We start from the raw sequence: 25,553 nt of genomic DNA, 5'->3' as shown, positions 1-25,553 counted from the left end.
TTAATTTCTTGAAAGAAAACAATATATTGCATTAACATGAGTTAATTATTTAAATTCATAAATCATTACATAGGGAAGTGGATATGAGAGAAAAATATACCGGTCGATCAGAGCCTATTATCAATAAGCCTTCTGATATTCCTAAGGGATTGGTTGCAAAAAGAAAAGCAGAATTGCTCTTGGCAAAATTAGAAGAAGCTATAAAATCACAAGAGTCCTTAATTAGAGAATCAGAAAGTCATGCAAAAGAGGACAATTCTGAGTCACTCAAACCCCGATTGACTCATCCAACGACCGAACGTCCAAAAATCAATCACAGACCCCCTTCTTCATTTAGTTATACCAACTCCGACAGTACTTTGTTTTCTTCTGCCAAAGAAGAAAAGCTAGAGGAAGAAAAGCTTACTTTATCTGTTTCCAACGATAAAAAAAAAGTAGTCGATAAATCTTCTACATCAATTTGGACGGAACTGGTTGCTGCCCTATCAAGAGCGGTTGACAACTATAGTCATAAAAGAATGGAAGGAACTACTCCCAGCGAAGCTTATGGCTGGTTTAGCTGGTTGCGTCATGGCAAGGCAGGAGAAAATAAAGCAGGAGGGCTCGCCAGTGAAGCACGGGCAACCAGTACGGTTGATTCTTTGTTGACACTGCTTCATCATTTCTTCGCGGATTCCACCACCAGATACAATAATCATTCATTAGCTCCTTATGTGATGGATGAGCTCAATAAATTATTGGTTCAGTATGCTCTTAAACCTTTTATACTTAGTTTGGGTTCTCAATATGATCTTAACAGTTGGTTGCATATCAAAAATCAATTAAGTCAATTGACAGGTAAGGAAGAGTGTCAAGAAAAGCAATCTCTTGTTGCGCCTGTGTGATTATCAGGAGTCCTGCACAGGACTCCGTATTTTTTAATTGCTTGGGTTTAAAAATTTAAGTTTTCTTGAATTGTTTGATGATTGCTTGATTCCAAATTTTTGGTTGTTCAAGATTCGATAAATGCCCGGCATTTTTAATGCCTATTAAAGTACTATTTTTTGCCAAGGTATGCATGTAGATACTTTGTTGTTTATTGATGATTATATCCTCACCACCTTGCAAACTTGAGGGGATTAAAAAATTATCCTAGACTTTTAATAGCTGTCCAAACGTTTAAGGGAATAAAATGAATACAAAAAGGATTTTACCGGCCGTTTTATTGCTCGTTGGTACAATGCTTTCAGAGATTGGCCATGCTGAGTTTAATGGAAATGGCAATAGCATTGTGGCGAGCAATAACTCACAAAATACCTCGAAACAATCTTCTCAACAAAACCTTAAACGCAGCCCTTCAGGGCAAAACTGTACCGGAACAACCCCTAACTCATTTCCACAAAACCCTACATCGTCTCCTTTTTCAATAGGGCAATTGGGCGCGTGTGTTAATTCAACTGCATGCAATGTCACCAATGCAACATTAAAAAGTAAAATTGCAGATAGGTATTGCCAAGACGCCAATAAAGCGACTTGTGATGCGAATGATGACTGTCTTCCGCCCCCTGATTGTAAAGGTCGTGTAAATGGATCAGCCTCCAGTATTGTGCTCACCAACTGCCAAAATGCCGGCTCCAACCTTTGTGCCAGTACTGGAGGGGGGATTTATTGCCTTTGCAATGCAGAAATCGCGGCAAATGCTCAAATTAAATGCGGCTGTGAATGCACTACAACAACCTTGCCTTAATAAGTTTATAAATAAATTGTGAAAATATCCCATCTGTTTTATCTGTCGAGCTGGGAGTATCAAAAAATATCTTCGAGCGAGTTTCTTGCATTTTTCTATCAATAACCTGCCTGGGTAATTTAATACATCAGCCTTTTTGTATAACAGTCTTAATGATCCAGTTATGGGTGCATGGGCTTCTTATTAAGCAGAATACATATTGCTTTTAAATTACAATTATTGTGCTTTTTATGCGTTGTTATTTATGTTATTGTTCAATATCTTGATCAATAAAATGAAGACTTTAGATAGAAAGAGCTATTTTGGATTAGTCCTTGAACTTTACTTGGAATTTAAAAGATGAAAGAAATTATCGAGTTATTAGCCACCCTGGATGAATTGCAAAACCCTTATATTCATCGTGTCAAAGCCATGCTACGTGAGCTTTTAAATTTGGATGAAAAGGAAAACGAGTTAATGCGAATTGAGCAATCGACAAGTCGATCCTGGGAAGAGGGTGCTGCAACTGATTTAAGGATAGGTCCTATAAAATCAAAAGCAAGAATAGAGGAAATAAGGACTATGCTTGTCGCGTTGTCTGACGCCAACGCAGTGAAATATGAGGAAGGACACAATTTGCGAAACAATGGAGTCGAATTTATTATCACCGCATGTGATGTTGAGAAACTGGAGAGATATATTCCCCTGAATCAGGAGGAAATGCAAAAAATTATCCCTTGTACGACATTTGTTCGCATGTCTATGACAGGGAGTAGGGGATATGTACGCGGGATTTCATTCGATTCTTCAAAACTAGATGCGGAGAACTTCATTAGTTTATTTAAGGAAAACGAACTAATGACACCGACACAGGAATGGTTTTCCGTTCTTGAGCTGTTGGATTTATTAAATCGTGAATCAGAACTTAATCTCATTCAAATACAGAATGATTTAAAATCTCTTTTGGGTGTGAAGTTTGAAGTTTATTTTCATTCATCCAGTGAGGAATTTCCCATTGATTTGCGTACAGGAAATTTAGATCCCAAGGAGGCAGGTGTTCAGCAATTACTGAGGTCGATGGATAGCCTTGTGTTGCTTGATTGTCTAAAAGCAGAAACCAAAGAACTTGAAGATGGCCAGAAAGTATGCATTGTCAAGCAAATAAATCCTCAGGAGCTTCACTGGTTTTCACTAAAAAAGGAAAAGAATACTAATGCAAACGCAGAGATGCTCTCCAATATTATCGAACTTTTAAAACAATCATTTCCACATAATAGGGTGATCCAGGATTTGGTTATATTTGATGGCAGAGAAGGAAAAAGTATGTCGCGCCCCTACTTGCATATTAGAACCCAAAGCTATCATCCGGAAGCTACCAGTGATTATAAGAGTGCAATGATCATTCTCAAAAAAATTCAAGATAAAACATCAGAAAAAATCAGGTTGGACTTCAGAAATGAGATGGTTGAGAGGAAAGATCAATCAAGATCTATATATATGAGTAGCATTGAGAATACTATCAGGTCATCTCAATTTATTATTGATGTCGCGGTTAATTTAACAACACAACAACTGCCAGAATTGCAAAATCTATGTGCTGAAATAAATCAATCCAGATTAAAACATCATCATCGCCATAACCTCTTCAAGCCGCAAATTGAGGGACAACAAATCAATGAGCAATGTCAAGTGTTGTTTATAGGTTAAAGTCAAATTTAGCATAAGAGACATAAGATACCTCTTATGCTCCTATTTTAGCTATCATATCTTGTTATCTTGTCCTGCAATATTTTTTTCAACTGGCATTTTGGCATTTTAACAAACCCTCGAGATCAGTTAGGGCTTTTTCATCATGGATAGCTAAGAGCGTGACCCAGGCGGCGATGATCTGATTGTAGGTAAAAATCCGCTTTAACCACTGCTTTTTCTTTTCTTCTTCAGTAATGTGTTCAGATAAGGCAAGTTGTTTTTGGTTTAGCTTTTCCCAATTTTTTATGGCATTCGCCAGAAGCTCATCATTATTGGTTTTTGCCCATTCGTAAATAATGGTATTGCGATTTTTTTGATAGTTGACTAAATCAGGATCATTCTGTTTTTCTGACAGATATTGTAAATAATACATTTCAAATTGATAAGGATGTTGGTATAAATTAAGTTTAATAATTGTTTGGTAAAATTCTTTTTCAAAAGTTTGTTGCTTCTCATTGAGAGGCTGATTTTTTGATTGATTCACCGTTTTTTCCCAGGTTGGCATGATGACATTCAGTGTCAGATTCATCATTCCCTCCCAAACGGCTTCTAATTCCTTGCCTTGTTGTTCTAATCGCTTTTCCAGTGAACTGATTTTTTGTTTTTGTTGGGTTAAGGATAAAGAGGCAAATTCAGTGGCTTCAGGCATTAACTGGATAATTTTATCTTGAGAAGCACGGGCCACACGGATAAATTGGGAAAGAGCGTCATTGTTGTTGGATTGAAGTCTTTCTTTATAATTCAGGTAAATGGAGCGAGTCGTATTATTGTCGTAATTTTTCGTGCGGGACTTAAACTGTTTTGATGCGAATAATTTGGCCCATTTGATTAAATAATAGTCAGAAGTACTTAAAGGAATGTCTACTGTCATGTCTTCAATGATCGCGTTTTGGTGTGCAACCAGCATATTTTTAGCCGGTTCCCTGATTTTTTTTCCATCAATGACACCATGCCCTGTGTACCATTCGGTAAAAGAACGTTCATATCCTTGATAGGTAGCACCGTTGGCATCAGCAGTGCAGCCACTGGCATAGTGATCATCCGTTGAGGAAGTGAAACCACAAACTTTAGAATTAGCTATAGGATATCCATCTTGTGTTGTAACGGATAATTGATGAAACCCGCCTGAGTAACACTGAGACATGGCAAAAATAACATGTTGGCTTGGTATTAAGGCGAGCAGTGACGATAATTCATTTTTGGATAAACAGGCTTTGCTAAAGTTTTTGGCGTTAGTGAAGTTATTAATGAATGGTTTTTGATAATGCCAGAGATCAATGCAATTATTACTGTAGGGATTACTATTTTTATCCTCTAAAAACCCATGAGGCATGCCATGATCACTGACAAAAAGAAGCAAATTATCATCAGGATTGATTTGTTGAATTTTGGAAGATAAAAAAAAGGCATCCACATTGTATTTATTGGCTTGCTGGTTATTTGCAATAACGCCGGTAAACATGACATCTTCTTTGTTTTGTTGGTTATCTTTTGTATTAATGAGTTTGTGCACATCAAAGGGAGAAGGTTGCGCGGTTGGTGTGTTACCTCCTCCAAAATAGATACTCACTGTTTCAGGATTAAATCGGGTGATTAAATGCTCATAAAGAGTTTTTGTTTGCAGGTATTGGGTGTAGTGGTTAAGGCCTGGGTTATCTCCTCCTGACAGTACCAAAACTTGCTGGCCTGCATAAGTAGAAGTGGCGTGCAGAACAATTAAAATGCTGAGAATTGTTTTCATCTTCATTCCATGGATCGTTGTTTTACTTCTTTTCACCATTGAGTCAAGGATAGCAATTCTTGTATTGAACTGCTAATGATAATTGAACTATTCCTGGTAAAGGCAAATTCCTGTGGGCAGCCTGGTTAATTATGCCATGTTGTGACATTTTGAGTTTTAAGTATCCTTCTTGCTAAGCTCACTATTCTAGCTCATTACAGGTTTTAAATCGATCTATTTTTAATAAAAATAGACATATTGATTAATTTTAGAGCATTTGTTGTGCGTATGGATTAAAATTATATCAAGGGGCCCCTGTAAATTGATATTCATATTATGAGCACATCCGAAAAAGACGTTCGTGAAAAAAAAGTAAAAACAGTCACACTAAGTTTTCTGGGCACAGGACAACATCGTGAAAAGGTTCATCATATTCTCACAAGTTTTCATAACACAATCTCGGAAGTCAATAAAGACAATCCAACAGTGGCAATGAGGATGTTTGATGGTCCTGGTTCAGAACCAAAATCAATCGACAGCATAGATCCTATTCCTGGTACTTACATTTATAACCCAATAAATAATTCCAAGATATTAATTAGCCCTGTAATCTCCCAAACGATTACCAATGCCATACAAAAACTGACAGGAAATCTGGCGGGAGAAGGTATAGAGCATTTACTATTTGAGGCGGTACTTTACCTTAATGACATCATTGAAAAAAATGGAGGTCAACTGCCTGAAACAATTAATTTGCATGGGTTTAGCCGAGGAGCGGATACCTGTATGCGTATGGCGAATCTCCTGTATCAATTACATCCTGACATCAAGGTCAATTTATTTCTTATCGATCAGGTGCCTGGACCTGGGAAACGCGATGATCCACATTCTTATACTGTTCCACCTAATGTAGCACATTTTGAGTCAACCCTGATGTTACATGAATACAGGCCTGGATTTGACCCTCAACATTCAGGAAGGTATGTGATTGCAGATCCGGAAAAAACAAAAGTGGCTGTTAAACCGTATTATGGAGAACATAATACTGGTAATCGTGTTATCGAAGATCCCAACACGAATCATACTGCCATCTTATTACATGATGATATGAATCGTTTTTGCAGAGAAACTGGCTCACTCCCTTCTGTTGGAATTTCTCCATCAATTATTGCCAGGGTAGGAGATAAAAAAGAGGAGGTTCGAACTCACTCAGAATTATCTCCAGAAAAACGCTTTGAGTTGTTATGTGGTATGAAGGAAAATGAATGGGGCTATGCCAAATTGACCAAAAAATATCATGAACGCAGTATCCTGTCCAAGCGAGAAGATTACGTACAAGACTCCAGATTGTTTGTCAATCAAGAGCACAGGGAATTGTTTAAACAATTGTATCCCAAGTCATTTAACTGGTTTTTTGAAAAAAATCATGGCGGTCAAACCCAAAAAGAAGAAGTTATCGCCGAATTAAAATCTCTATCTGAAGATCCAAGGTATGAGCATTTTTTTTCATCATTAGCGAAACACTTTCAAATGAGTGAGAATAATCTTGCAGGAACCTTGCCAGAACCATCGGGCGTTGATAGGATCGAAAAAAGTAGCTTCAGACAACCTCCAGTCAAGGACAGGCTTTCTTATTTACAACATTCCCTGACCTCCATTGCGAATTATTATCACTATCATTGTGATGAGAAGAATTCAACGAATGAGTCAGTTAAAAATTTGCTGTTAGAATGTGTCAAACAATCAAGGTCAAAACCGGATAGCGAAGCAATCAAGCATTTGGAACAGACCATGGACGAGGTAAGACAGACACTCGAGTCCAAAAATGAAAAAGGTTTCCTCTGGCAACAGATTAATAATATTTCTCCCAATGCACGACAATATTGTGAACAAGTGAAGACAGCACTACAGGAACACCTTCAGCATAATCAGGTACTATCCGATACTCAAAAAGAAGAAATTCGTAAGGCTATGGTTAGAATGGATAGTATAGTCAACGATGGTAGCAAAGACAGTCAACAGAAATATAGGGAAATAAGAAGAGAGGTGATTGACTTAAATGCCAAAGCCACCACACCGGAAGATGATAGTCAATTAACAAGAAATCATTTCCAAGTACCCAATTTTTTACTATCAGGGGATCCACGAAAAACCCTGAATTTAGAATCTCTATCTCAAACATTAAATCAACTATCGAAAGCTCATTATGGTGAAACCAACATGACGGATAAAATTATCCAGAGATTGGATAGTTATAAAGATAGAAATTGGCTGTGGAATTCAGTCAAAGATGTTTTGAATTTTTTCAACATTCCCTTTCCTAAATTGCACTCAGAAGACAAAAAACAAATCGCTGGTGCATTACAAGAAAGACTTATTGAGCTTGATAAAAATGACAGGGGTAATGATGTGAATGCGATTATAAAAGAGCTTGGAAAGGCACGCAAAGATTTAATTGAATATTATAAAAAGACTTCAAAACTGGAAATGGGTGAACTGGATAAAATTATCAATAAATCTATGGAAGAGCTCCTTGTGGCACGTAAAGTCTCCAAAGACTTGGTCCACGAGGAGGTTAGCCAGGTTAAATTAAACTAAACTCTGTTCTACTCTGGGAAAGCTATCATATAAGAGCACAGGGCGCATCTCCTGTTAACCAGCTTGTGTCAAACTTGCCTCAAACTAAAATATTTATCAAAAATTATACTATACTCAAAACCACTACCCAATTTACTTTAACCAAAATGACAACAGATAAGTTAGAGTCATTGAGTGAGCAACAAACGTTTGAGCAGATAATAAAATCAATTAAAGAAGAAAATCTCAATGATTTGAAAGAGCTTTTAGTACACGCGAGAGATAAGCGCTTTATTAATCTTCCAACTCGCCAAGACGAAAATGGAAATACTGTTTTTCATCACGCGATAATGCAAGCGAAACCTGAAATAATGCGGATTTTGTCTGCCTATGAGGCAGGTTTTGAGTCGAGTTATGGAATTGAAAATAACGAAGGAAAAACACCTTATCAATGTTTATTAGACCTCCCTGAGGATAAAAGTGAGTTTAAGGAAAAGGGTAAAGTACTTTTAGGCCCATCACCATCATGGAAACAATCCTATATACTTAATCAGTTCAGGCTCTATCTGTATATTCAACAAAAAGAACACCCTGAACTATATTCGGAAAGAGATGTTTTAGCAATTATTAACAATCTCAAGACAGGGCATTGTAATGGTTTTTCAGCAATTTGGTTACAGGGTTGGTTTGATGGACAAGAATCCCGATTCAGAGATCTATTTGAACCAATAGTTAATTGGGACAAATCAAAATCATCATTAAATGAAAGATTAATTCGACAATTTGAATATGCAATTCTTTTAACTCGCAGTTATCAAATGGATGCCCAAATGCCTGAATTGAGGGAATCAGAAGAACGAACGTTTTACGAATCAATTGCATTGGTGGAAGAACATCACCAAAAAACAGTTCAACATTTTCTACGAAATTTTGCTACACCTGAAAATGAAGGGAAAAATTTTATATTTGTAAATATGGCTACTGGTTCGCAAATGCTTAGTGCAGTCTATAGTAAAGGAAAAATTTTTCTTTATCCTCATGGTGAAGAACAGAATAAGGATGCTTGTATTGATTCTTTTGAGGTATCTAATGAAGAGGGAATTTCTTTTGCAGCAAGTGAAATAAGCAAGTATTCAAGCCCTTGGAATTTTCATAAAAAACTATTTAAAGAAAGCCAGTCATTTAAAATTCAAAATCCAAAAAATTGGGAACAAATATGGGACAAAGAACATTATCAACAAGAAGCAACATTTGATAGTACTGTAACTTTGGAACTCTTACAGGAGTTTTTAGAAAATATTGCTGTACCTGAAAATAATGGCAAGGGATTTAACTTTTATATTGGCGCAAGTGGAGGAGGTTCACAAGGTCATATTATATCAGCGGCCTATCGGGACGGGAGATTTTTTATTTATGATTCTAATTATCCTGGGAAAGAAGATGGTGCAGGTCCACTTGTTAAATCATTTGATTTATCCAATAAAAGAGGATGTTCTGATGCCGCATTGGAAATTCGCCAGTGCTTACACGATCGCATTAGCACCACCCCAGGTAATAGTTTCAGAGTGGGGCTTTGCGCATTTGATAAAAAAGGAAACGTTCCTGGAAAATATAAAAGCTTTGAAGAGATGAAAGCTAGAGCTATTTATCAGTTAGCACTGAAGGGAGAACCAGTAGATCCCATACTTTTTGTAAACAATATTGATTTCATTCATCAACAACTATCTCCTAATGAACTGGATATTTTTTATCAACGAGTTAAATTCGATGAAACTAAAATTAATCAGCAAATTGACAGTTTTACGACTCCTCTAGCAGCTGCTATTATGAATGATTATCCTCAAGCAGTTCGTGCTTTACTTAAAGGTGGTGCTAATCCAAATTTAGCCCATAATGAATATGGAGATACCCCGCTTCTTTTAGCCAAAAAAAATATTCAATATAATAGTGGATATGGTGATATTGTAAGTTTGATGGAAAGAAAATCTGAAAAACAAAAGAATTCGAGCAAAAGAACCATCCAGACTGAATACACTTTGGATAGCGATAATAGTGTAAAAAAAGTAGACGAGAATACCTCCAGTATTAAACCCAGCTAATTTCTTATAATTTGCCCTTGGATTAAATGTTGTTACTGCATAAATGTGATGCATTCCTGAGGTATTTAGCTAGCGTTATTGAACAATTAATGCGGTCTCAATTGTTGATTTTATGGGTAAAATTCGCCCCAACAGGATTCCCAAGTTACATATTAGCATCATAAAAAAACTGTTTTTCTGATTAAAACTTTAGCCTGATGACTTCCGTAGGATAACTGTCGTTATATCTGCTTTCACAAATCAATCGGCCACCTTTTCTTTTATACAATCCATTGAGAGTAGAGCTCAATGTTTCAAGAGACATTACTTCAGCATTCATTTCTCTTGCGAGGCTCTTTGCTTTTTCAATCATTATTCCAGCCAGTCCCATGCTTCGAGCTCGCTCATCAATGTACACATAATCCAAATAAGCATTTTTCATTTCAGTGATGTCTGGAGTTGATGAGGCCTCCATATTTTCTTCGAGAGAGATTGTTTTTTCAAAGACAGCCAACATTCCAACCGGTAGTCCATCATACATCGCGATATAAACATGTTCACACAATTCCTGAAGTTGTTTGTAATGAAATTGTTCGTCATCCAGATGCATGTATCCCCAGGCATTCTTTGCCCACTTTGCTGCAGTATCCAGATGTTCCTTGCACTCGGATAATCTGATAAATTTTAGTTCAGGTCTTGTTGATGTGAATAAGGTGATATCTTTTTTCAAACTTGTACCTCTTGTGAATATGAATTAAAAAAGTGCTATATGATACTGTTTATCTGTGCTTTATCAACTAGAATTTTGGATGTTTTTAGAAAAAAGAGATAATTTTTTTAACTATATGGGGGTTGGAGAACAAAGGGGGTATCACTTAGATCATGGGTGTGATATCAGATCAAGTGAAATGACTTTCAAGGAATCTTATGCTACAGCTCTTAAGTCGAGTCGACCTCCTGTCTCATCAATATAATAATTGTTTGCTTTAGTTAATGCCAGTACAGACGGAATAGATAATAATAATGCGCAAGCTCCTTGATTACCTAATCGTAGAGCCAGGCGCAGTAACTCATTCTCATTTCCTGGAGTGGTTCCAGCAGGAGCTAAAGCTTTTATACCGGGGATGGTCAGCAAAAAACGAATATCATCAAGTAATGCTTCATCATTACGACGGATTAAATTGCGTAATATGTAAAAGCCTTGCAGGCATTCCGACTTTGTGACTAAATCAAAGATACCCTCCGGGTTACTTTGTTTAAAGGCATCATGCATTTCTTTTAACCTGTTCAAATGACTGGCAATAAACGGATTGACGTACTTCTCTCCATATTCAAATTCATGTATTTCTGCATACGCGAGCATTACTGGACAGTCAAGCAAAAAATTAATGACTTCATGATGACCTATTCCAACTGCTGCCCAGCGAAAAGCATAATAATTTTCTGCTTGAATCATTGCTGTGGCTTCAGTTGGCGCCAATTCACATAAATGGTTTAGCACATGGAGGTGTCCATTTTCTGCAGCCAGACGAAAGGCATGATAATTATCCGCCTGAATCATTGCCATGATTTCAGTTGGCGCTAATTCACATAAACGATTTAGCACATGGAGGTGTCCATTCTCTGCGGCCAGACGAAAAGCTTGGTAATTTTCTGCCTGGATCACTTTCACGATCTCATCAGATGTTAAAGGAAGACATAATGTATCTAAGGCACTTGAACAACCGGTTATTGCAGCAACAAAACAAATAACCTCGCTTTTTATTCCTTTCTTGTGAGTATCACTCCAGAGTTGTTTGGCATTCCTGTTATAATGGGCATAGTATAGACACAATAATTGCCTCACCTGTTCCATATTTTTTGTTCCTGGTAAAAAGATATGCATTGCTTCTTTATATGATAAAGTCATAAGAGATAATTCATAGGCACTGATAAAATGCTGAAATAAATTTTCCCATAGAATCCAGGGTATTAATCGTAACTGCGGATCTTTCTCATAGTTTTCTATATTATGAATAGTTAGATTACACATAGAGCTAAACAGATAAAAAACAAACTAAACAATTATAAATTAATCACAATTGAGCTTGATGGTCGAAAAAGGACAATCTACAGTTAAAAGAGGACAATATGAAATATCCTAAAAGCTGTTTGTTTTTCTTTGTTTTGGATAAATAGTCTACAATTTTAGTAGGATGACTATAAATAATTATTTCAATTTCTTTCGTTTTTATAAGTGAGATGAGCACAAACAGAGGGATCTGATTTTGCTCTGGTAAAAACAATTCAGGATGAATATTATTCTGAAAGACAGGGAGTTTATCATGTTATATTGGGCCTTAATTTTTCTTATTGTTGCAATTGTCGCAGGTTTATTTGGATTTAGAGGCGTAGCATCAGCCGCAACAGGGATAGCTAAAGTTCTGTTCTTCCTCTTTATCGTAATGTTTATTGTGCTTTTGGTCTTTAGTCTTTTGGGTGGCACACCAGAGCCTGTTGTCATTGTAAAACCATAGCTACATCCTATATAAGTCCTGTTAATGATGTATTTTGTTGTTTTAATTGATAATCATGCTGGTTTTATGGAAAGAATTGAACAGTCGTTGAAGTAGCTTGAGATAGACCCTATAATTCGGCTTGATCACACACTGACAGGATAAAATATGAATAGTGAAAACACTCAACCAGGCGAAGCTCTAACTACTGAAGATTATTCCAAGGCAATGAATTTTATAGGCCAAAATTTACTTTCATCATTAACTCAATCTGTGGAAAAATTGCCGCCGCAGCTTCGTAATCGCAGGTTGGTTTGTCAGGCTTTGTCCGCATTTTTGACCAATGTCATCTATAAACAATTCCCAGAGCATCGTGAATCATGCCAACAAATGCTTGATGATATTACCAAGCATGTGAGTATGCAATTGGACAAAATCCCTCAACCATCAAAGTAAAGAGGTAGTAGCCTGTATCAGCTAAGGTAGTCTGAGTTGAAATGAAATAAATAATGCGTTTCAACCAGAGTACCGCAGTTAACGGGTGGGTTTATCCTCTTGGTTTTACCTTGATTGTAAGATTTCTCTCAATTTCCCCAGCAAATCAATTGAGGGAGAGTTGCTGGGAGGTTAAGAAGATAGCTAGCACCTTTAAGACAGTAACTCTGGATTAACTGTTTAAACCAACTGGAAAAATGATATTGATCGAATTCCCTGATTGCCATTGGACAGATCCGCCTTTGCCATTAGTCAAGTTATACGCTACTGCAAAGCGGGGCTCTGTTGGGTTATTGCTGACATAACTGCAGGTGACTTGCCCTGTTGTGCTGTTATAACTGGTCGCTTCATTGTAATAATTTCCAAGTTGAGCTGGGACATCATGGGCTATCGAAATGGATTTAAAATAAATAGGATTATTTTGGGACAAAATATTTTCCATGCCATAACCACCAATGTAATCCCCAAAATTAGTGATGACATTTGGCGATCCCTGGGTAGTAGGACAATAGATATCAACAATCAGACCTACAGGGCTTGCCTTGATAACAGGCGAAAAGGCAATAGCAGAAAGCAATAACAACGAGTATACAGGACTGGATTTTTTCATCGAAACTTCCTTTTTCAGTTATTTGATAAGTTGTTGGTTTGACCTGTCGCTCTGTTCGTCATTAGTTTAGATTAAAGCCATCCTATCCATATTGTAAGTCAAGACGCACAGAGAATAGGTACAAGGATAATCATGTTGCACGACATTTTGATTGTCAATGCCCATGAGTTATGCTTAAAAAAATATTCCTTTAAGCTATAAACCAAGCAAGCTATTAAGAAGTTGGTTTCCCAGCAAGGTTGCTTTGCCCCTCGCCTGATTGATTAATACGACGACTCCCAGTTTTTTTGCAGGTGAAAAACCAATGAAGGTACTAAACCCCTGGTTTGCCCCATTTTTAGTAATTACAATGTGCTTCCCTCTTTTCACTCTTTGCCAACCTAATCCCATAACAAAATTTGGGTTGACCACAAAAAATGGTTGTTGGGCATACTGCATAGCAGAAAGCAACTCGGGTGATGCAGTGCCAAGTTGAATGCCTAAATTTGCTTTTAAAAAAGTCAGCATATCCGCTGAAGAAGAACGTAACGCTCCACCACCTAGAAAGTTTGCAGGTGTATAATAGGGCGCTGGCTTGTTTTTAGGTCGATACCCTTGTGCTTCATAGTGAGACAGAGTTTCTGGTACGTCAAAAAAAGTATGAGCCATCCCCAATGGCTTGGTAATATTCGATTTTAACAGGTTAGGTAAAGTCTCTTTTGACACGTTTTCCAAAACATATCCCAAATACCCAAAACCAATATTGGAATATTTGTAATGAGTTCCTATTTTTACTGCAGGACGCCATGTTTTAAGACGGGTAAAGAAGCCCTGTATATTGCCTTTATTGACACCAAATTGCTCCATTTGTTTGGGAAAGCTTGCTGTGTGAGTAGCCAGATTCACAATTTGAATCCTGTCAATGGGTAGTCCTTTGGTTTTTGAAAGTTCAGGTGTATATTCAATGGCATAATCGGTTACATTCCATTTTCCTTTCTGAACTTCCAATGCTGCCAGAGTGCTGATGAATATTTTGGTAATTGATGCCAATTCAAAAATAGTATTTTTAGTGACGGGTTTCCTGCTTTTCCGGTCAGCGAATCCAAAATTATAATAATAATCCTTTCCATTATAATAAATGGCAATGGCTAAGCCCGGAGTCTGATGTGTCTCAATAAATGGTTGAACCAGTTCATTAATTACATTATCCACCCTGGATGGTTGCGCCAAAAGAATTGAGCTGCTACACCATAGAATGATTGAAAAAAAATATAATCTAATGCTTTGCGATTTCATGATTAATTTCTTTTTAGAAAAGTATAATAATTATTTTTCTATTCTTGATTAATTATCGATCCTTTTTAGAAAAGAGCCAAATATTTGCTTCGAGTTGAAGTGATGTTTGTTTTAGAACAATACTGTTTTTATGTCTGGACTACGAAAAATCCTAAAGTCTTCTCCTGTAGTGTTTTTTGCCAATGCATGTCTTCGACTATTTCCAAAAAACTGAATACAGATACTTTTCCTATAACTTACAATGAGTTACTATTAGCCACCATGGCTATTCCTACTGCTTTTGAACATTTATTTTTAATTTTTAGCGGTTATCAATGGATTACCAACACATCGGACAAGAAAATCCCGTGTTTGTTGTCATTACAAGATTGACCATCGCCCCATAATAGAAAAGGAAGACGTTATTGTTCTTGAAAATCGGCGAAAGCTTTTGCAAATACTTTCTGGATAACTAAATAAAGAGGTAGATAATGTGGATTTTTAAAGATATTACCGACCGCTATTGTAAAAAAATTTTGGATAGCTACCAATCGCAGGCAGATGAAAAAACATACAAAGGCAAAGAAGCGGAATTATTAATTCAACGAAATGAGCTTGCCAGATGTTTGATTAAGACCATTTCATTAATGGAAGTTAAAACCCAAGAGGATTATGCTAATTATTTTAAACGGGTCTCTGATGAAATTAACTCGGCATTACAAGCAGCCAAAAATGCTGTCAAAGAATATAATGAAGAACATAATACTGATTTCACAACAGATTTGTATGAAAGTTTTTTTACATACAGTTTAAGCAATTTTATTGAAGTCGTATCTGACCTGTTTCAAAAAAGTCCTTCTATTATTACTAATATCATGGATGAATCATTATTTTGCAATAGTAGAAATGTACCCTGGGTGTATCAGCTTTCTTTTGTATTCTATGACTATATCCTTGATAAGGAATTTGAGTTTATAACCACTAAAAGCAGCAGAGATATTTTTGATGCAAAGAAACAGTTGGTTCTTAAATACATCCAAAAGGCAGCTGATCTTTATCCTCGCTATGAAAAAGAGGATTTCTCTGATTATCATGAGATGGTGAATATCCTGTTACTCAGCATGCGTTCTGAAGAAAATAATTTACAAAAGCGTAGAACTCAGGATAGTAGTACAAGTTATATGTACTCTTATTTTACACAAACACTTTATAATGCTTCCGGGAAATTAATGGGGAAGGGGCAATTAGGGCAAAAAATAGATTTATTGATAGAAGAATTTAATGAAAGAGTAATCAATAAAACACCCTTGTATACTTAATTCTTTATTTTCCAAAGCAAGACAGAAAGGTCACTGGATTAATAGTAAAAACACCAATTCAAGTTGATTTGTTAACTCAGTGACGCTTTGGATTTAAACCTGTTAATTCGGTTTATTATTGGGAAGCGCCTTTTTATCTTCTAGAATAGTCATTAATCCTGAAATGTCATCGCTTTTAATGAATTCGAGGATTCTTTTGGGATCATGCCCTTCAAAACTCCACTGTCCATAAAATCGGTCGTCAGGATGAAACGGTTTATTTCTAATTAACTCGATAGAATGATGAAGATGCTTCAGGTTTTTCAATAGTAATATGAAGTCATGTTTATCGTAATTTTTTAAAGCTGCTTTAAAAACAAATATCAAAAAATGTCCAATTTCAATTTCGTTCAGTTTATCAATTAATGTTTTTATACAGGTATCTGTTGAACTGATTTCAACGAATGACATGCGGATAGAATTTAATATACCACTAATGCCGGAAACAGGGCATAAATTTTGCCAGTTTTGAATTAGTATGGGATATAAACCTGTAAACAGTTTAATTTTTAATTCAGGGCTATCCTGATTTAATGTTTTGACTAAGGAGGAATGAGTCCCAAAAAATGTGATTGAACACCTCAGCTCTTTATTATTATCCCTTTTGCAAATGATGGTATCTTTTTCTAATTTATTTTCAGGTTGTTCTATACCTGGATCTTCTTTGGAGCATTTCAATTGAGGTGGGAGAAAATTTTCACATAACTCGCATAAATAATGTTTATACCCTTTTTCTATATATTGAGAACTGGAAATAGCTTGTTTTATTTTTTTTAAAAGTTCAAAGTGCCCTTGTTGGATACAGTAATCCAATAACTCTTCAGGTTTTTGAAATTTTTCATACAGGCATTCATTACGTCTGATATTTCCATAAATATCTGTATAAAACTCATGGTGGTCCAAATAGGTTCTGGCAGCTGTTCGTCCTGACTCGACTAGGGCTTCTTTTGTATCTTGACTAAGCGTTAGATTAGTCAAGGCAATGGATGGAGTTTTGATTAAAATACTTTGATGCGCATGTCGCCTCAGTATTTGAAGATCTTCATGCCAGTTTTCAGTAACATTGGGATGCCCTGTAATTAATGAGTAGAATGTGTTGCTCAGCCATGACCATTTAGGTATTGGGTTTTGACTATAAAGAGCGTTCTCCTCAAGCCCATTATCAAACTGCAGAGCAAGTACGCTAAAGTCAACATTATCCTTGTGTTTCAAAAAAGTTGTTTTATGTTCTTTTTCTGAAAAACAATGGGCAGGTAAATTATTACTGATTCCTCCATCGCTGTATACGTTTCCTTTATAGCAGATGCGTTCAAAGGCAATAGGTAAATTTGCAGAAATAATAATGGCATCGGCGACTGCCATAGATGGGGTTGTATCAATGGAAAACACTTCATGTTTCTGGGTGCTTAAGTTTGTTCCGGTAATAAATAGTTTTTCTCCTAATTCACATTCAGGGCATATTTCTTTTATTCTGGCTAAGGTTTGAAATGTTATATTCTCGGGGCAGCTGTATATATGTTCTTCTAAAAAGTCTTGAAGAGTTGTAAATCGCCCTTTGAATTTTTCATCGGATACAATATCCATTACTTTTTTTAAAATGACGTAGTTAGCCGCTTGACGCATTAATTTGGCTGAGCTAAGGCCTCCCTTATTAAATATTTGTTTTATGTTATTGAAATTAAAAATGAGCGGGCTATCAAGGAGTTTATCTTCATTAAACCAGGAAATAATTTGTTTTATTTCATAACAATTATAACCAAGATAAGCAAACGCAGCGACCATTGCACCAGCAGAGCTTCCGGAAAATTCGGTATACTGTAATCCATGCCTGCTTAGCTCATCCAAGGCGCCTATATGTGCCAGTATTCTTGAACCTCCACCGCTGAAAACAATACGATAGGGTATGGGGGCTTGTTCGGTGACAGATATACTAAAATCATAGGAGTCAAACGTAATATTTAAGGTATCAGATAGTAACCATGTTTCTTTTGTCTGGAGTGGTGTAGACGATTTTGAATCTTTTGATTTGTCCTGCTGAGAAACTTCTTGCTTTGTTTTCATACCGATAATTCCTTATATAAAACAAACTCTAAGTCATTTTTACGATTCTTTTGCTACAGCCAACACAATCAATCAGGTACTTAAAACGCTTCCGCCATAAAGTTTTGTATTGAGGTCCATCTCCTTTTTTAAATTATTGATGTTTCAGTCATTGGGTATTTTAAATCAAATTGAATAGGTTAAGATCTTATGGATCAATTATTAACATAAATGGTCTTTGAGCAGACGTCAACTTGTTTCAATATTTATTGGGAATGAAAATTTGAGATGGTAGACAATTTATAAAGGAGAGTGATATGAAGGAAATTATTTGTTTAAAAAATACACATTTAGTATTATAATTACAAAGAGACAAGGATGATAGCAAAGAGCCAAAAGGACATGAATAGAATAGACATGGGAACAAATAAAGAATTCCCAATTAAATCACATCTCAAGTCATCAAAATCTTGTGGAACTGATGATTCCAATTTTCAGGTTGAGTTTTTATTAGATGTTATACAAAAACTTTCACTTGCAAAAGATCTGGAAACAATCATGTTCATTGTACGTAAGGCCTCTCGTAGATTGACTGGATCTGACGGTTCAACATTTGTATTGCGTGATGGCAATCAATGCTATTACGCGGAGGAAGACGCGATTGCCCCACTTTGGAAAGGTAAACGATTCCCTATGAGTGCTTGTATCAGTGGATGGGTTATGGAACATCGACAGTCGGTCGTTATTGAAGATATTTATTCTGACCCGAGAATTCCAGTTGATGCTTATCGACCGACTTTTGTAAAGAGTTTGGCAATGGTTCCTATTAGAACAACTGCCCCTTTGGGAGCCATTGGAATTTATTGGGCAGAATATTACCTTCCTACAGAGGAACAATTAAATTGGCTGCAGGTACTGGCTGACAGCACATCCGTTGCAATGGAAAATGTGATGCTGCAATCAGAATTGGAGAAAGGGCAGAAAGAAACAACTGCTCAAATAGAAATGACTAGAAAATTGATGGAAGTCAATAAAAATCTTGAATGTGCCTTATATGAATTAAATCACCGCAATAAAGAAATGCAATGGTTGAAGGAGTTAAGTTCAACATTGCAAACCTGTTTATATATTAAGGAGGCCTATCATTTAATTGCTCTGTATGCTACTAAATTATTACCTGAAACATCGGGAATATTCTATGTCATGCATCCCTCACGTAATTATCTTGAAGCTATGAGCTCATGGGGCGACTCTGTGATAGAAGAAAGGATCATTAAACCAGATGATTGTTTGGGTTTACGACGTGGCTCGATGTATACAGTAGAAGATCCTCAAAAAGATTTAATATGCCCCCATCATCAAATCAATAGTAGTTTACGGCCTTATACTTGTATTCCTTTATTTGCTCAAAGCGATATTCTTGGTTTGGTTTGTATGGAATGGAACTCTTTTAAAAAGGAAGCAGAGGAAGAAATAAATAAAGAAAGTAATCAAGAAATTCTCGCAAGTATGATGGCTGAGCAAATAGCGCTTGGTATTTCCAATATTATGCTTCGTGAAACCTTGCGTAACCAATCTTTACGAGATGCCCTCTCAGGGCTTTATAATCGACGTTATTTGAATGAAGCATTGGATCGTGAATTGAATCGTTGTGCAAGAAAATCATTATCACTTGCTGTGTTGATGTTGGATATTGATCATTTTAAACAATTTAATGATAAATTCGGACATGAAGCAGGAGACATGGTGATACAGGCTTTCGCTAATGTTTTGCGTCAAATTAGCAGAAAAGAGGATATAGCCTGCCGTTATGGGGGAGAAGAATTTATCCTGATTATACCAGAGATTGAGCTTGAAACAGCATTGCAAAGGGGTCAATCAATTCATGATGCGGTCAGTCGTATTCATTTACGTTATGGAGGTAATGCTTTAACCCAAATCACAATTTCCATAGGATTAGCTATATATCCCATGCATGGAAATAATATGCAAGATCTCATTACTGCTGCCGATAATGCGCTGTATGAAGCTAAAAATTCAGGGCGCAATAAAACGGTGTTGTATCATAAAAATTAGAGCATTTTGTCGTAATCAATACAAATTAGCTGACATGTTCTCATGCCCTATTCAATCTATTAAGGCGATGCCTGGTTATTTTTGTAATGATTTTCGCAATAGTAAGCTCAAAATTCATGTACCTTATTTTCGATATTGGTTGTGTGGAGATTCATCTTTTTCCTTATCCTGGGTTTGTGTGTCTTTAAACAGGCTTAAATTAACAAGAGAATTGATCCCTGCAGGTGTTATTATGGACACCGTTGACCTTTGAAGTTGACGGCTATTAGCTTGTTCACCAGTAGATTTCGTTGTATCTTGCACTAGAAACTGTAATTGGCTTTTAAACAATTCCAGGCTTCTGATTTTAGAAACACGTTGCAATGAAAGTTCATCAATGAGCTTGTCACAAGCATCAATTCTTGTTTTATCGTCTTTAATATCAGCTATTTTTTCAAACGCTTGTCTTACCGTTCTTGGTACATCATGGATTATAAATCGATTTCTTTTAAGAGCACATAGAATCACCTCTTCGTCCTCTTTATAATCTCTGGAAAAATTTTTATACAAAACGGGTTGTATTTCGATGGCTGCAATAATAATTTCTTTATCGTTCCTGAATAGATGCGCAGGATCTTTTTTGAGTTTATCCAGATACATCAGAAAAAAGGGATCATGTTTCACCCGACACAATGTTTGATACCAACTTTTATAGCTTTCCATGAAATTCTTATAAAAATCTTGTGTTGGCAGAGGGATATAGGGAAAATATTCCTTGAAAAGAAACTGCCACAACTTATCATTTTGTTCATCAATGAGGTGTTTTTTCATTTCTGATGATGTAAATGTCAAGCTCCATAAATCATTCCAGGCACCAAGATAGGAGCCAATTACATTCAGCTCATCTTGACAAAGGTCATTTAATGATTTGCTAACAGGATTCCTTAAATGGGTACTGTCTGTCATTTTTTACCTCCTGATTGTGGTTTTGTGTTTTCTGTCATGTTTTTTGCTGCGCAAATATGACTTCGAGATGAATATAATGCTTTCTTTTTATTAAGAGAATATTAATAGTTAACAATAAATGGTTTTATTTTTCTTAATGGATGATTTTTTCTAAGGAAGCTTCGTAAGTCTTTGTTCTTTTATTTCTGCCAGTTATATCAATAAAATACTCAAGACAATTCAATGATAGCTACCCGAAAGGCTGGAAATAGGAGCATTTAGTAGAGATGGTCTTTTTTTTCAGTGCTTCAGGCAAACGATTTAAGTACAGTATAACTCGATTGCGAATAATCAGTAATTTCATTTTTAAAGAAAGACAATGAGGGGCTTTTCAATGCAGCTTCTACCCTGTGAAAACTGATTAAATCTCCTGCTAAATAAGGTTTTGGGTTTTTACCATTGGTGTAGCATATTTCAGGGTATCGAATATCATTATCGGGGCTTTGCATTGCTCTAAATTCAGAAAGAGGATAGGCTTTCTCTGCCCAAGGATCACAAATGACCGCTTCTTCTCCCCAGGTCGAAATATCATTGGGATCAGAGCCACTAACGCGTCCAATCACTATCAAGCAGTGTTCTCCTATTGATGTTTGACAATAATCAAGCGGTGCAACTCCTCGAGATTGAAGATAACAAAATGCTGTTTGTGCTTGTTCCCCGCAATTACCAAATCCGTATTTCAAGAGTGCTGCATGAGTAAGCTTGGAGATGATGTCAAATCCTGCCTTGCCATTATGTGAACGAGCATAGGCGACGGCTTGCTGATGAACTTCTTTCCTTAAGTGAATAATTCTTCCAGGTTCCCAATTTTGCTTCTTTGAATCTTTCTCGGTATTGGAACCATAAATTAGTTTGGATTTTACATATTTTATCGCACTTAGGGCTTCATTCAGATTTTTTGTGATCATTAAAAAAATTTCAAACGGTAAAACAAGGTAATTATTTTATCAAATAATAGCCAATTTGTTAATATTTTGATTGAATAGATTTGTTTTTCATTGGTAAGATTTAATATTGTAGAAACTCAAGCGATTGCGAAGGTCATGTAATAAAGTACGTTTTGCTGGATAAGAAATAGTGAGATTTTTTTGTTAGTACAGTTTTTGTTCGATAGATGAGCCTAATTCACCATATTAGATTGGAGCATAATCTATCTATTGTTTTTAACACTCCATCATTGTTGATCTGTGTGAGTTACTAAAGAAAGATATTTGGGCAATATAAGTTCAAATTGTTTTTTGTTATTTAATAATGGCTTAATGTTGTTCATTTATAATGTCGTCAGTTTTAACAATGAAGGTGTTTAGCACATGAAACCAACCAGTGAAAAAAGTAAAGAAATTCGTAAAAAATATAAAGCACCAGGCGCATCTGATGAGCAACTGGCTAATTCTATCAAAGTAGCTTCAGAATTCGAATATAAAAACAGCAGTACTTTTGGTTGGGGTGGTGTATATATGGTTGACCGATTTCAATCAATGATTACAGGTCGCGCAATTACTAACAATACACAAAGGTTATTGGACGCTCAAACACTTGAGGAAGAAGCGTCTAAATCAAACGTAAGACAATAAAGTATTTATCCCGGGGCTTTTCTTGCTTCTGATAGTCAAAAGTAAGACTTGAACCCCGGCTTTCACTTTTTTAGGACTTACGACCCCCCAATCTCCTTGTTAAAAAATGTTTTTAATTCGGTCATTTAGTTTATCTAAATTCCCTCACTGGGGTTTTTCGTAAGTCCTGTTTTTATCCTCTTACCTACAGTTATATTCTAAGGAATTATCTTTAATCTTTTAAAATTCTATAAATTTTTTTACCATATAGTCTGCTTTGTTCAATTTATTCTAATATTCCAATGAAGAAACATTTTTTAATTGGCTATGTGCAAAGGCTTTTTCAGAAAACCAATGGGCATAATCCTGCATTTGAGGCGTCAGAAATGCTTTAAAATCCCACCCAATTTTTTCATCAGGATTAAATGGTCCTAATTCGATGTTTTTGGTTTGGGCAAGACCTCTAATCATCCATTCAACAATCGCAGAATTACCACGCCCAACAGGTTGCATACGAGCGAGGATATAAGCAATTTTACCGGCATTTTCTAAAAATTGATTCATTCCTTCTGAAGGCTCCCAAGCCAGACATGCTTGAAAATAAGGCTCAATCAATTCAAATTGCACTTTAAAATAACTGGATTGGCTTGTATAGTTTTCAGCAAAAGGTGTAGGGCAATGATCAATAACAATTGACGTCCTGTTGTCATTTTTCCCGTAATCATTGAAAGTTATCGTCAGCACCGTATCATTTTCAATAAATGGCTTGTTTGAATTCAAATTTTTTATGTGCACTTGTTTTATTTCATCGGGTTTCATCTTGAACGTTATGGTGTAAATAGAAAAACCTTCAGCTTCTCTATTATTTTTCTTAACTTCAACAAAAGGATTAGATTGATTAATTAACAAGGAGAGATGCTCATAAATTTTATCCTTTTGAGAAGGGATATCTTCACTGAGGTTGAAATCATCGATTGAGGCAAACCCTGGCTTGTTAAATAAACCAAATTGATGTCTTAGAGGACCATGTTTTAAAAGCTTGGCTACTTCACGTCTTTTACTGGCTAAAAAAGCATAAGCACAACCGACTTGAGTTAATAATGCTTCTTCCGGGCAGCGAATATCTTCACGCACTTTGGGTTTTATCCTGGGAAAATCAGGTAATAAGGTGCAGAATTCGTTGATGATTTCTTCACTGTATTTTAACCAGAGATTTTGTTTTGAACTGTCAAAATCTTTTAAGCGGTCAATAGATGAAGCCATATGATTTGAAGTTTCAGAATTGATACCTGTTGGTTTTGAAAATAACAAATTGGTATTGGTGCTGATAGTATTTTTTTCATTCTCCTTACCTTTGGTAAGGTTATTTTGCTCGTCTTTCTTTTTCATAATAACCGTAAAAACTATAATGCATTATTTAAGTATAGCCAGCTTGATTCCAAAAGGCAGTAGAGTATTCTTAAATTTTGCCAGCAATAATTTGATTTCTAGCTTATTTTTTGATCTATTTGATTTAATTTATCTCACGAGCGGTTCTCTTTTTAAACATCTTTCGATTGAAATTATTTATAATTTTTAAACATATAGTTCTTTATTTAATAATTACTTAATCTTTTATGTTTATAATTAGTGCAATTTTTATTTAAAAAAATCAGTAATGACTTTTTTAAATCTATAAGATGTGTGGTTATAATTATGAAAGTACTCTTCGATAAAACTGCCCGAAACAATTCGGGATCCGGAATAACTTCTTCCAGCAAAAATAATGAAATATGTACCTCTTCCATATGCATGAAAAGCAAATTACCATCTGAGGTGGTAGCAGAGCATTTACATGGCTTGCAATCCACGATGGTTGACCGACGAAATCCCGATCTGCCTGATAGTAAACCACTAATGAAAGCGGCAAAGGCTCATGCCATTCTTAAAACGGGCACAGAAATCGATATGTTAACTGCCACTGGAATAAGTGAGGATGATTTACCTTCTGCAAAAGGCGCTATTCCCATAACTTCCCCGGAAGAATTAACCATGAAGGCAACCTGGAAAAATAAAAGCCAGGAACGAGGGGTCAGTGGGAGGAATGCCAGTGTTTTTGGTGGCTTGGGGGTACTGATTATCTCACCTGATATGAAAGTAATGAATATCCCTAAAATGAATGCCTTGGCTGTGCCTGCATCATTTTTAGCCAAATATGGTGCCGAACTGATTCCCCTGGAGCAACCATTTGTCCTGGATACTGTTGATAAGTCGTCACTTGAAAACCTGTATCTGGTTGAGTATCAATGGGATGCTGATTATATTCAAGACTACGTAATGAATGTACGAGGTGGTGGTGGATTGTTTGTAGAAACACACCCATTTCCTCATGTTTTTACACCCTTATCTCCTGAGTGCCGCGGCGCATTGATTCTGGGATTTGAGCGCAAAGATGGGGCATTTGATTTCGCCGCTTTTGAAATACCATTTGGCTATACCATGAAAATTGCCAGTAATGTAATCCATGGAGACTCTTTCTTTGTGGGGCCTTATGCGATTGCATTAACTGAAACGGAATTGGCTGACTCTGTTCTTTTGAAGCAAGATACCCCTCAGCGTGACATACAAAGAGTGGCTCAAATTCCTACCAAAGCTTTTGCGGTTTTTTTATTTGAGGAAGTTAGATTAGCCAATCAGATAAATCGTAAAATGATGGCTGATAAAGCCCATCATGAAGGTTTTTCTGGAAAAAGGTTGGGGTTCTTTAAAGAATCTTCTCCAAAGGCACCTACTGAGGTTCGGCATTCTTCAGATGCTGATCAGGACATTCATGATGAAAAATTCGGATTAGTGCCTTGTTTAACCAAATAGCATCACTTT

The 25,553-nt window shown here is 36.2% G+C and carries 21 protein-coding genes; 12 read left to right on the top strand and 9 right to left on the bottom strand.

Features of this window, described 5'->3' with window-relative positions; translation table 11 throughout:
• Positions 1-77: 77 nt before the first annotated feature.
• From EL201_RS12335 to EL201_RS12320, 3 genes are all read left to right on the top strand, one after another.
• A complete protein-coding gene (locus EL201_RS12335) occupies positions 78-884 on the top strand; it encodes a hypothetical protein (protein WP_080273113.1) in 807 nt (268 codons plus the stop codon).
• Between the two features lie 287 nt (positions 885-1,171).
• Positions 1,172-1,726, top strand: a complete 555-nt coding sequence (locus EL201_RS12325) for a hypothetical protein (protein ID WP_027222531.1) — start codon at positions 1,172-1,174, stop codon at positions 1,724-1,726.
• A 339-nt stretch (positions 1,727-2,065) separates the two neighbouring features.
• Entirely contained in the window at positions 2,066-3,412 is a 1,347-nt protein-coding gene (locus EL201_RS12320; protein WP_027222530.1) for a hypothetical protein, read from the top strand.
• 88 nt (positions 3,413-3,500) lie between these two features.
• Here EL201_RS12320 and EL201_RS12315 read toward each other — a convergent pair whose 3' ends face one another.
• Positions 3,501-5,195: a hypothetical protein gene (locus EL201_RS12315; RefSeq protein WP_027222529.1), complete on the bottom strand. Its 1,695-nt coding sequence runs from the start codon at positions 5,193-5,195 to the stop codon at positions 3,501-3,503.
• A gap of 315 nt (positions 5,196-5,510) precedes the next feature.
• Between EL201_RS12315 and EL201_RS12310 the strand changes: the two genes are divergently transcribed.
• Both EL201_RS12310 and EL201_RS12305 read left to right on the top strand, forming a co-directional pair.
• The gene (locus tag EL201_RS12310; RefSeq protein WP_027222528.1) at positions 5,511-7,772 is read left to right on the top strand and encodes a Dot/Icm T4SS effector Lem25 family protein; all 2,262 of its coding nucleotides are present in this window, start codon (positions 5,511-5,513) and stop codon (positions 7,770-7,772) included.
• Between the two features lie 74 nt (positions 7,773-7,846).
• A complete protein-coding gene (locus EL201_RS12305; protein WP_231955070.1) occupies positions 7,847-9,850 on the top strand; it encodes an ankyrin repeat domain-containing protein in 2,004 nt (667 codons plus the stop codon).
• A 181-nt stretch (positions 9,851-10,031) separates the two neighbouring features.
• Here EL201_RS12305 and EL201_RS12300 read toward each other — a convergent pair whose 3' ends face one another.
• Together EL201_RS12300 and EL201_RS12295 are read right to left on the bottom strand one after the other, a co-directional pair.
• Positions 10,032-10,559, bottom strand: a complete 528-nt coding sequence (locus EL201_RS12300) for a GNAT family N-acetyltransferase (RefSeq protein WP_027222526.1) — start codon at positions 10,557-10,559, stop codon at positions 10,032-10,034.
• Between the two features lie 195 nt (positions 10,560-10,754).
• Complete coding sequence (locus tag EL201_RS12295; RefSeq protein WP_027222525.1) at positions 10,755-11,861, bottom strand: hypothetical protein; 1,107 nt, start codon at positions 11,859-11,861, stop codon at positions 10,755-10,757.
• A gap of 292 nt (positions 11,862-12,153) precedes the next feature.
• Between EL201_RS12295 and EL201_RS12290 the strand changes: the two genes are divergently transcribed.
• Positions 12,154-12,345 carry a DUF1328 domain-containing protein gene (locus EL201_RS12290; protein WP_010948119.1) on the top strand — a complete coding sequence of 64 codons (192 nt, stop codon included), beginning with the start codon at positions 12,154-12,156 and terminating at the stop codon, positions 12,343-12,345.
• A 147-nt stretch (positions 12,346-12,492) separates the two neighbouring features.
• The gene (locus EL201_RS12285) at positions 12,493-12,780 is read left to right on the top strand and encodes a hypothetical protein (protein WP_027222524.1); all 288 of its coding nucleotides are present in this window, start codon (positions 12,493-12,495) and stop codon (positions 12,778-12,780) included.
• A 211-nt stretch (positions 12,781-12,991) separates the two neighbouring features.
• Here EL201_RS12285 and EL201_RS12280 read toward each other — a convergent pair whose 3' ends face one another.
• Positions 12,992-13,429, bottom strand: coding sequence for a hypothetical protein (locus EL201_RS12280; RefSeq protein ID WP_027222523.1), 438 nt, complete (start codon positions 13,427-13,429; stop codon positions 12,992-12,994).
• A 195-nt stretch (positions 13,430-13,624) separates the two neighbouring features.
• On the bottom strand, positions 13,625-14,704 hold the full coding sequence (locus tag EL201_RS12275; protein WP_027222522.1) for a serine hydrolase: 1,080 nt from the start codon (positions 14,702-14,704) through the stop codon (positions 13,625-13,627).
• A gap of 84 nt (positions 14,705-14,788) precedes the next feature.
• Between EL201_RS12275 and EL201_RS12270 the strand changes: the two genes are divergently transcribed.
• Entirely contained in the window at positions 14,789-15,076 is a 288-nt protein-coding gene (locus EL201_RS12270; protein WP_126299549.1) for a hypothetical protein, read from the top strand.
• Between the two features lie 98 nt (positions 15,077-15,174).
• The gene (gene lem24, locus EL201_RS12265) at positions 15,175-16,002 is read left to right on the top strand and encodes a Dot/Icm T4SS effector Lem24 (protein ID WP_027222520.1); all 828 of its coding nucleotides are present in this window, start codon (positions 15,175-15,177) and stop codon (positions 16,000-16,002) included.
• A gap of 102 nt (positions 16,003-16,104) precedes the next feature.
• On the opposite strand, the gene EL201_RS12260 is transcribed toward lem24, so the two are convergent.
• The gene (locus tag EL201_RS12260) at positions 16,105-18,102 is read right to left on the bottom strand and encodes a patatin-like phospholipase family protein (RefSeq protein WP_027222519.1); all 1,998 of its coding nucleotides are present in this window, start codon (positions 18,100-18,102) and stop codon (positions 16,105-16,107) included.
• Positions 18,103-18,483: 381 nt separating this feature from the next.
• Between EL201_RS12260 and EL201_RS12255 the strand changes: the two genes are divergently transcribed.
• Positions 18,484-20,157: a sensor domain-containing diguanylate cyclase gene (locus tag EL201_RS12255; protein WP_231955068.1), complete on the top strand. Its 1,674-nt coding sequence runs from the start codon at positions 18,484-18,486 to the stop codon at positions 20,155-20,157.
• Between the two features lie 123 nt (positions 20,158-20,280).
• On the opposite strand, the gene EL201_RS12250 is transcribed toward EL201_RS12255, so the two are convergent.
• Positions 20,281-21,102, bottom strand: coding sequence for a DUF4116 domain-containing protein (locus EL201_RS12250; RefSeq protein WP_027222517.1), 822 nt, complete (start codon positions 21,100-21,102; stop codon positions 20,281-20,283).
• Positions 21,103-21,389: 287 nt separating this feature from the next.
• On the bottom strand, positions 21,390-22,049 hold the full coding sequence (locus tag EL201_RS12245; RefSeq protein ID WP_027222516.1) for a hypothetical protein: 660 nt from the start codon (positions 22,047-22,049) through the stop codon (positions 21,390-21,392).
• Positions 22,050-22,451: 402 nt separating this feature from the next.
• On the opposite strand from EL201_RS12245, the gene EL201_RS12240 reads away from it, so the two are divergent.
• Positions 22,452-22,715 (top strand): hypothetical protein, encoded by a 264-nt coding sequence (locus EL201_RS12240; protein WP_027222515.1) that lies wholly within the window; start codon positions 22,452-22,454, stop codon positions 22,713-22,715.
• A 270-nt stretch (positions 22,716-22,985) separates the two neighbouring features.
• Here EL201_RS12240 and EL201_RS12235 read toward each other — a convergent pair whose 3' ends face one another.
• A complete protein-coding gene (locus EL201_RS12235; protein ID WP_027222514.1) occupies positions 22,986-24,083 on the bottom strand; it encodes a hypothetical protein in 1,098 nt (365 codons plus the stop codon).
• 306 nt (positions 24,084-24,389) lie between these two features.
• Here EL201_RS12235 and EL201_RS12230 point away from each other — a divergent pair, with 306 nt between their 5' ends.
• A complete protein-coding gene (locus EL201_RS12230; protein ID WP_027222513.1) occupies positions 24,390-25,544 on the top strand; it encodes a hypothetical protein in 1,155 nt (384 codons plus the stop codon).
• Positions 25,545-25,553 lie beyond the last annotated feature (9 nt).

The organism is Legionella pneumophila subsp. pascullei, assembly GCF_900637585.1.
Lineage (GTDB): Bacteria > Pseudomonadota > Gammaproteobacteria > Legionellales > Legionellaceae > Legionella > Legionella pascullei.
Note: the sequence above shows the minus strand (reverse complement) of the source record. Positions and strands in the feature narration are given on the sequence as shown.

Excerpts from the sequence above, each read along its gene's own strand:
- EL201_RS12325 (WP_027222531.1), top strand. The coding sequence starts at position 1,172 with ATGAATACAAAAAGGATTTTACCGGCCGTTTTATTGCTCGTTGGTACA.
- EL201_RS12320 (WP_027222530.1), top strand. The coding sequence starts at position 2,066 with ATGAAAGAAATTATCGAGTTATTAGCCACCCTGGATGAATTGCAAAAC.
- EL201_RS12315 (WP_027222529.1), bottom strand. The coding sequence starts at position 5,195 with ATGAAAACAATTCTCAGCATTTTAATTGTTCTGCACGCCACTTCTACT.
- EL201_RS12310 (WP_027222528.1), top strand. The coding sequence starts at position 5,511 with ATGAGCACATCCGAAAAAGACGTTCGTGAAAAAAAAGTAAAAACAGTC.
- EL201_RS12295 (WP_027222525.1), bottom strand. The coding sequence starts at position 11,861 with ATGTGTAATCTAACTATTCATAATATAGAAAACTATGAGAAAGATCCG.
- EL201_RS12290 (WP_010948119.1), top strand. The coding sequence starts at position 12,154 with ATGTTATATTGGGCCTTAATTTTTCTTATTGTTGCAATTGTCGCAGGT.
- EL201_RS12285 (WP_027222524.1), top strand. The coding sequence starts at position 12,493 with ATGAATAGTGAAAACACTCAACCAGGCGAAGCTCTAACTACTGAAGAT.
- EL201_RS12280 (WP_027222523.1), bottom strand. The coding sequence starts at position 13,429 with ATGAAAAAATCCAGTCCTGTATACTCGTTGTTATTGCTTTCTGCTATT.
- EL201_RS12275 (WP_027222522.1), bottom strand. The coding sequence starts at position 14,704 with ATGAAATCGCAAAGCATTAGATTATATTTTTTTTCAATCATTCTATGG.
- lem24 (WP_027222520.1), top strand. The coding sequence starts at position 15,175 with ATGTGGATTTTTAAAGATATTACCGACCGCTATTGTAAAAAAATTTTG.
- EL201_RS12260 (WP_027222519.1), bottom strand. The coding sequence starts at position 18,102 with ATGAAAACAAAGCAAGAAGTTTCTCAGCAGGACAAATCAAAAGATTCA.
- EL201_RS12255 (WP_231955068.1), top strand. The coding sequence starts at position 18,484 with ATGAATAGAATAGACATGGGAACAAATAAAGAATTCCCAATTAAATCA.
- EL201_RS12250 (WP_027222517.1), bottom strand. The coding sequence starts at position 21,102 with ATGACAGACAGTACCCATTTAAGGAATCCTGTTAGCAAATCATTAAAT.
- EL201_RS12245 (WP_027222516.1), bottom strand. The coding sequence starts at position 22,049 with ATGATCACAAAAAATCTGAATGAAGCCCTAAGTGCGATAAAATATGTA.
- EL201_RS12240 (WP_027222515.1), top strand. The coding sequence starts at position 22,452 with ATGAAACCAACCAGTGAAAAAAGTAAAGAAATTCGTAAAAAATATAAA.
- EL201_RS12235 (WP_027222514.1), bottom strand. The coding sequence starts at position 24,083 with ATGAAAAAGAAAGACGAGCAAAATAACCTTACCAAAGGTAAGGAGAAT.
- EL201_RS12230 (WP_027222513.1), top strand. The coding sequence starts at position 24,390 with ATGAAAGTACTCTTCGATAAAACTGCCCGAAACAATTCGGGATCCGGA.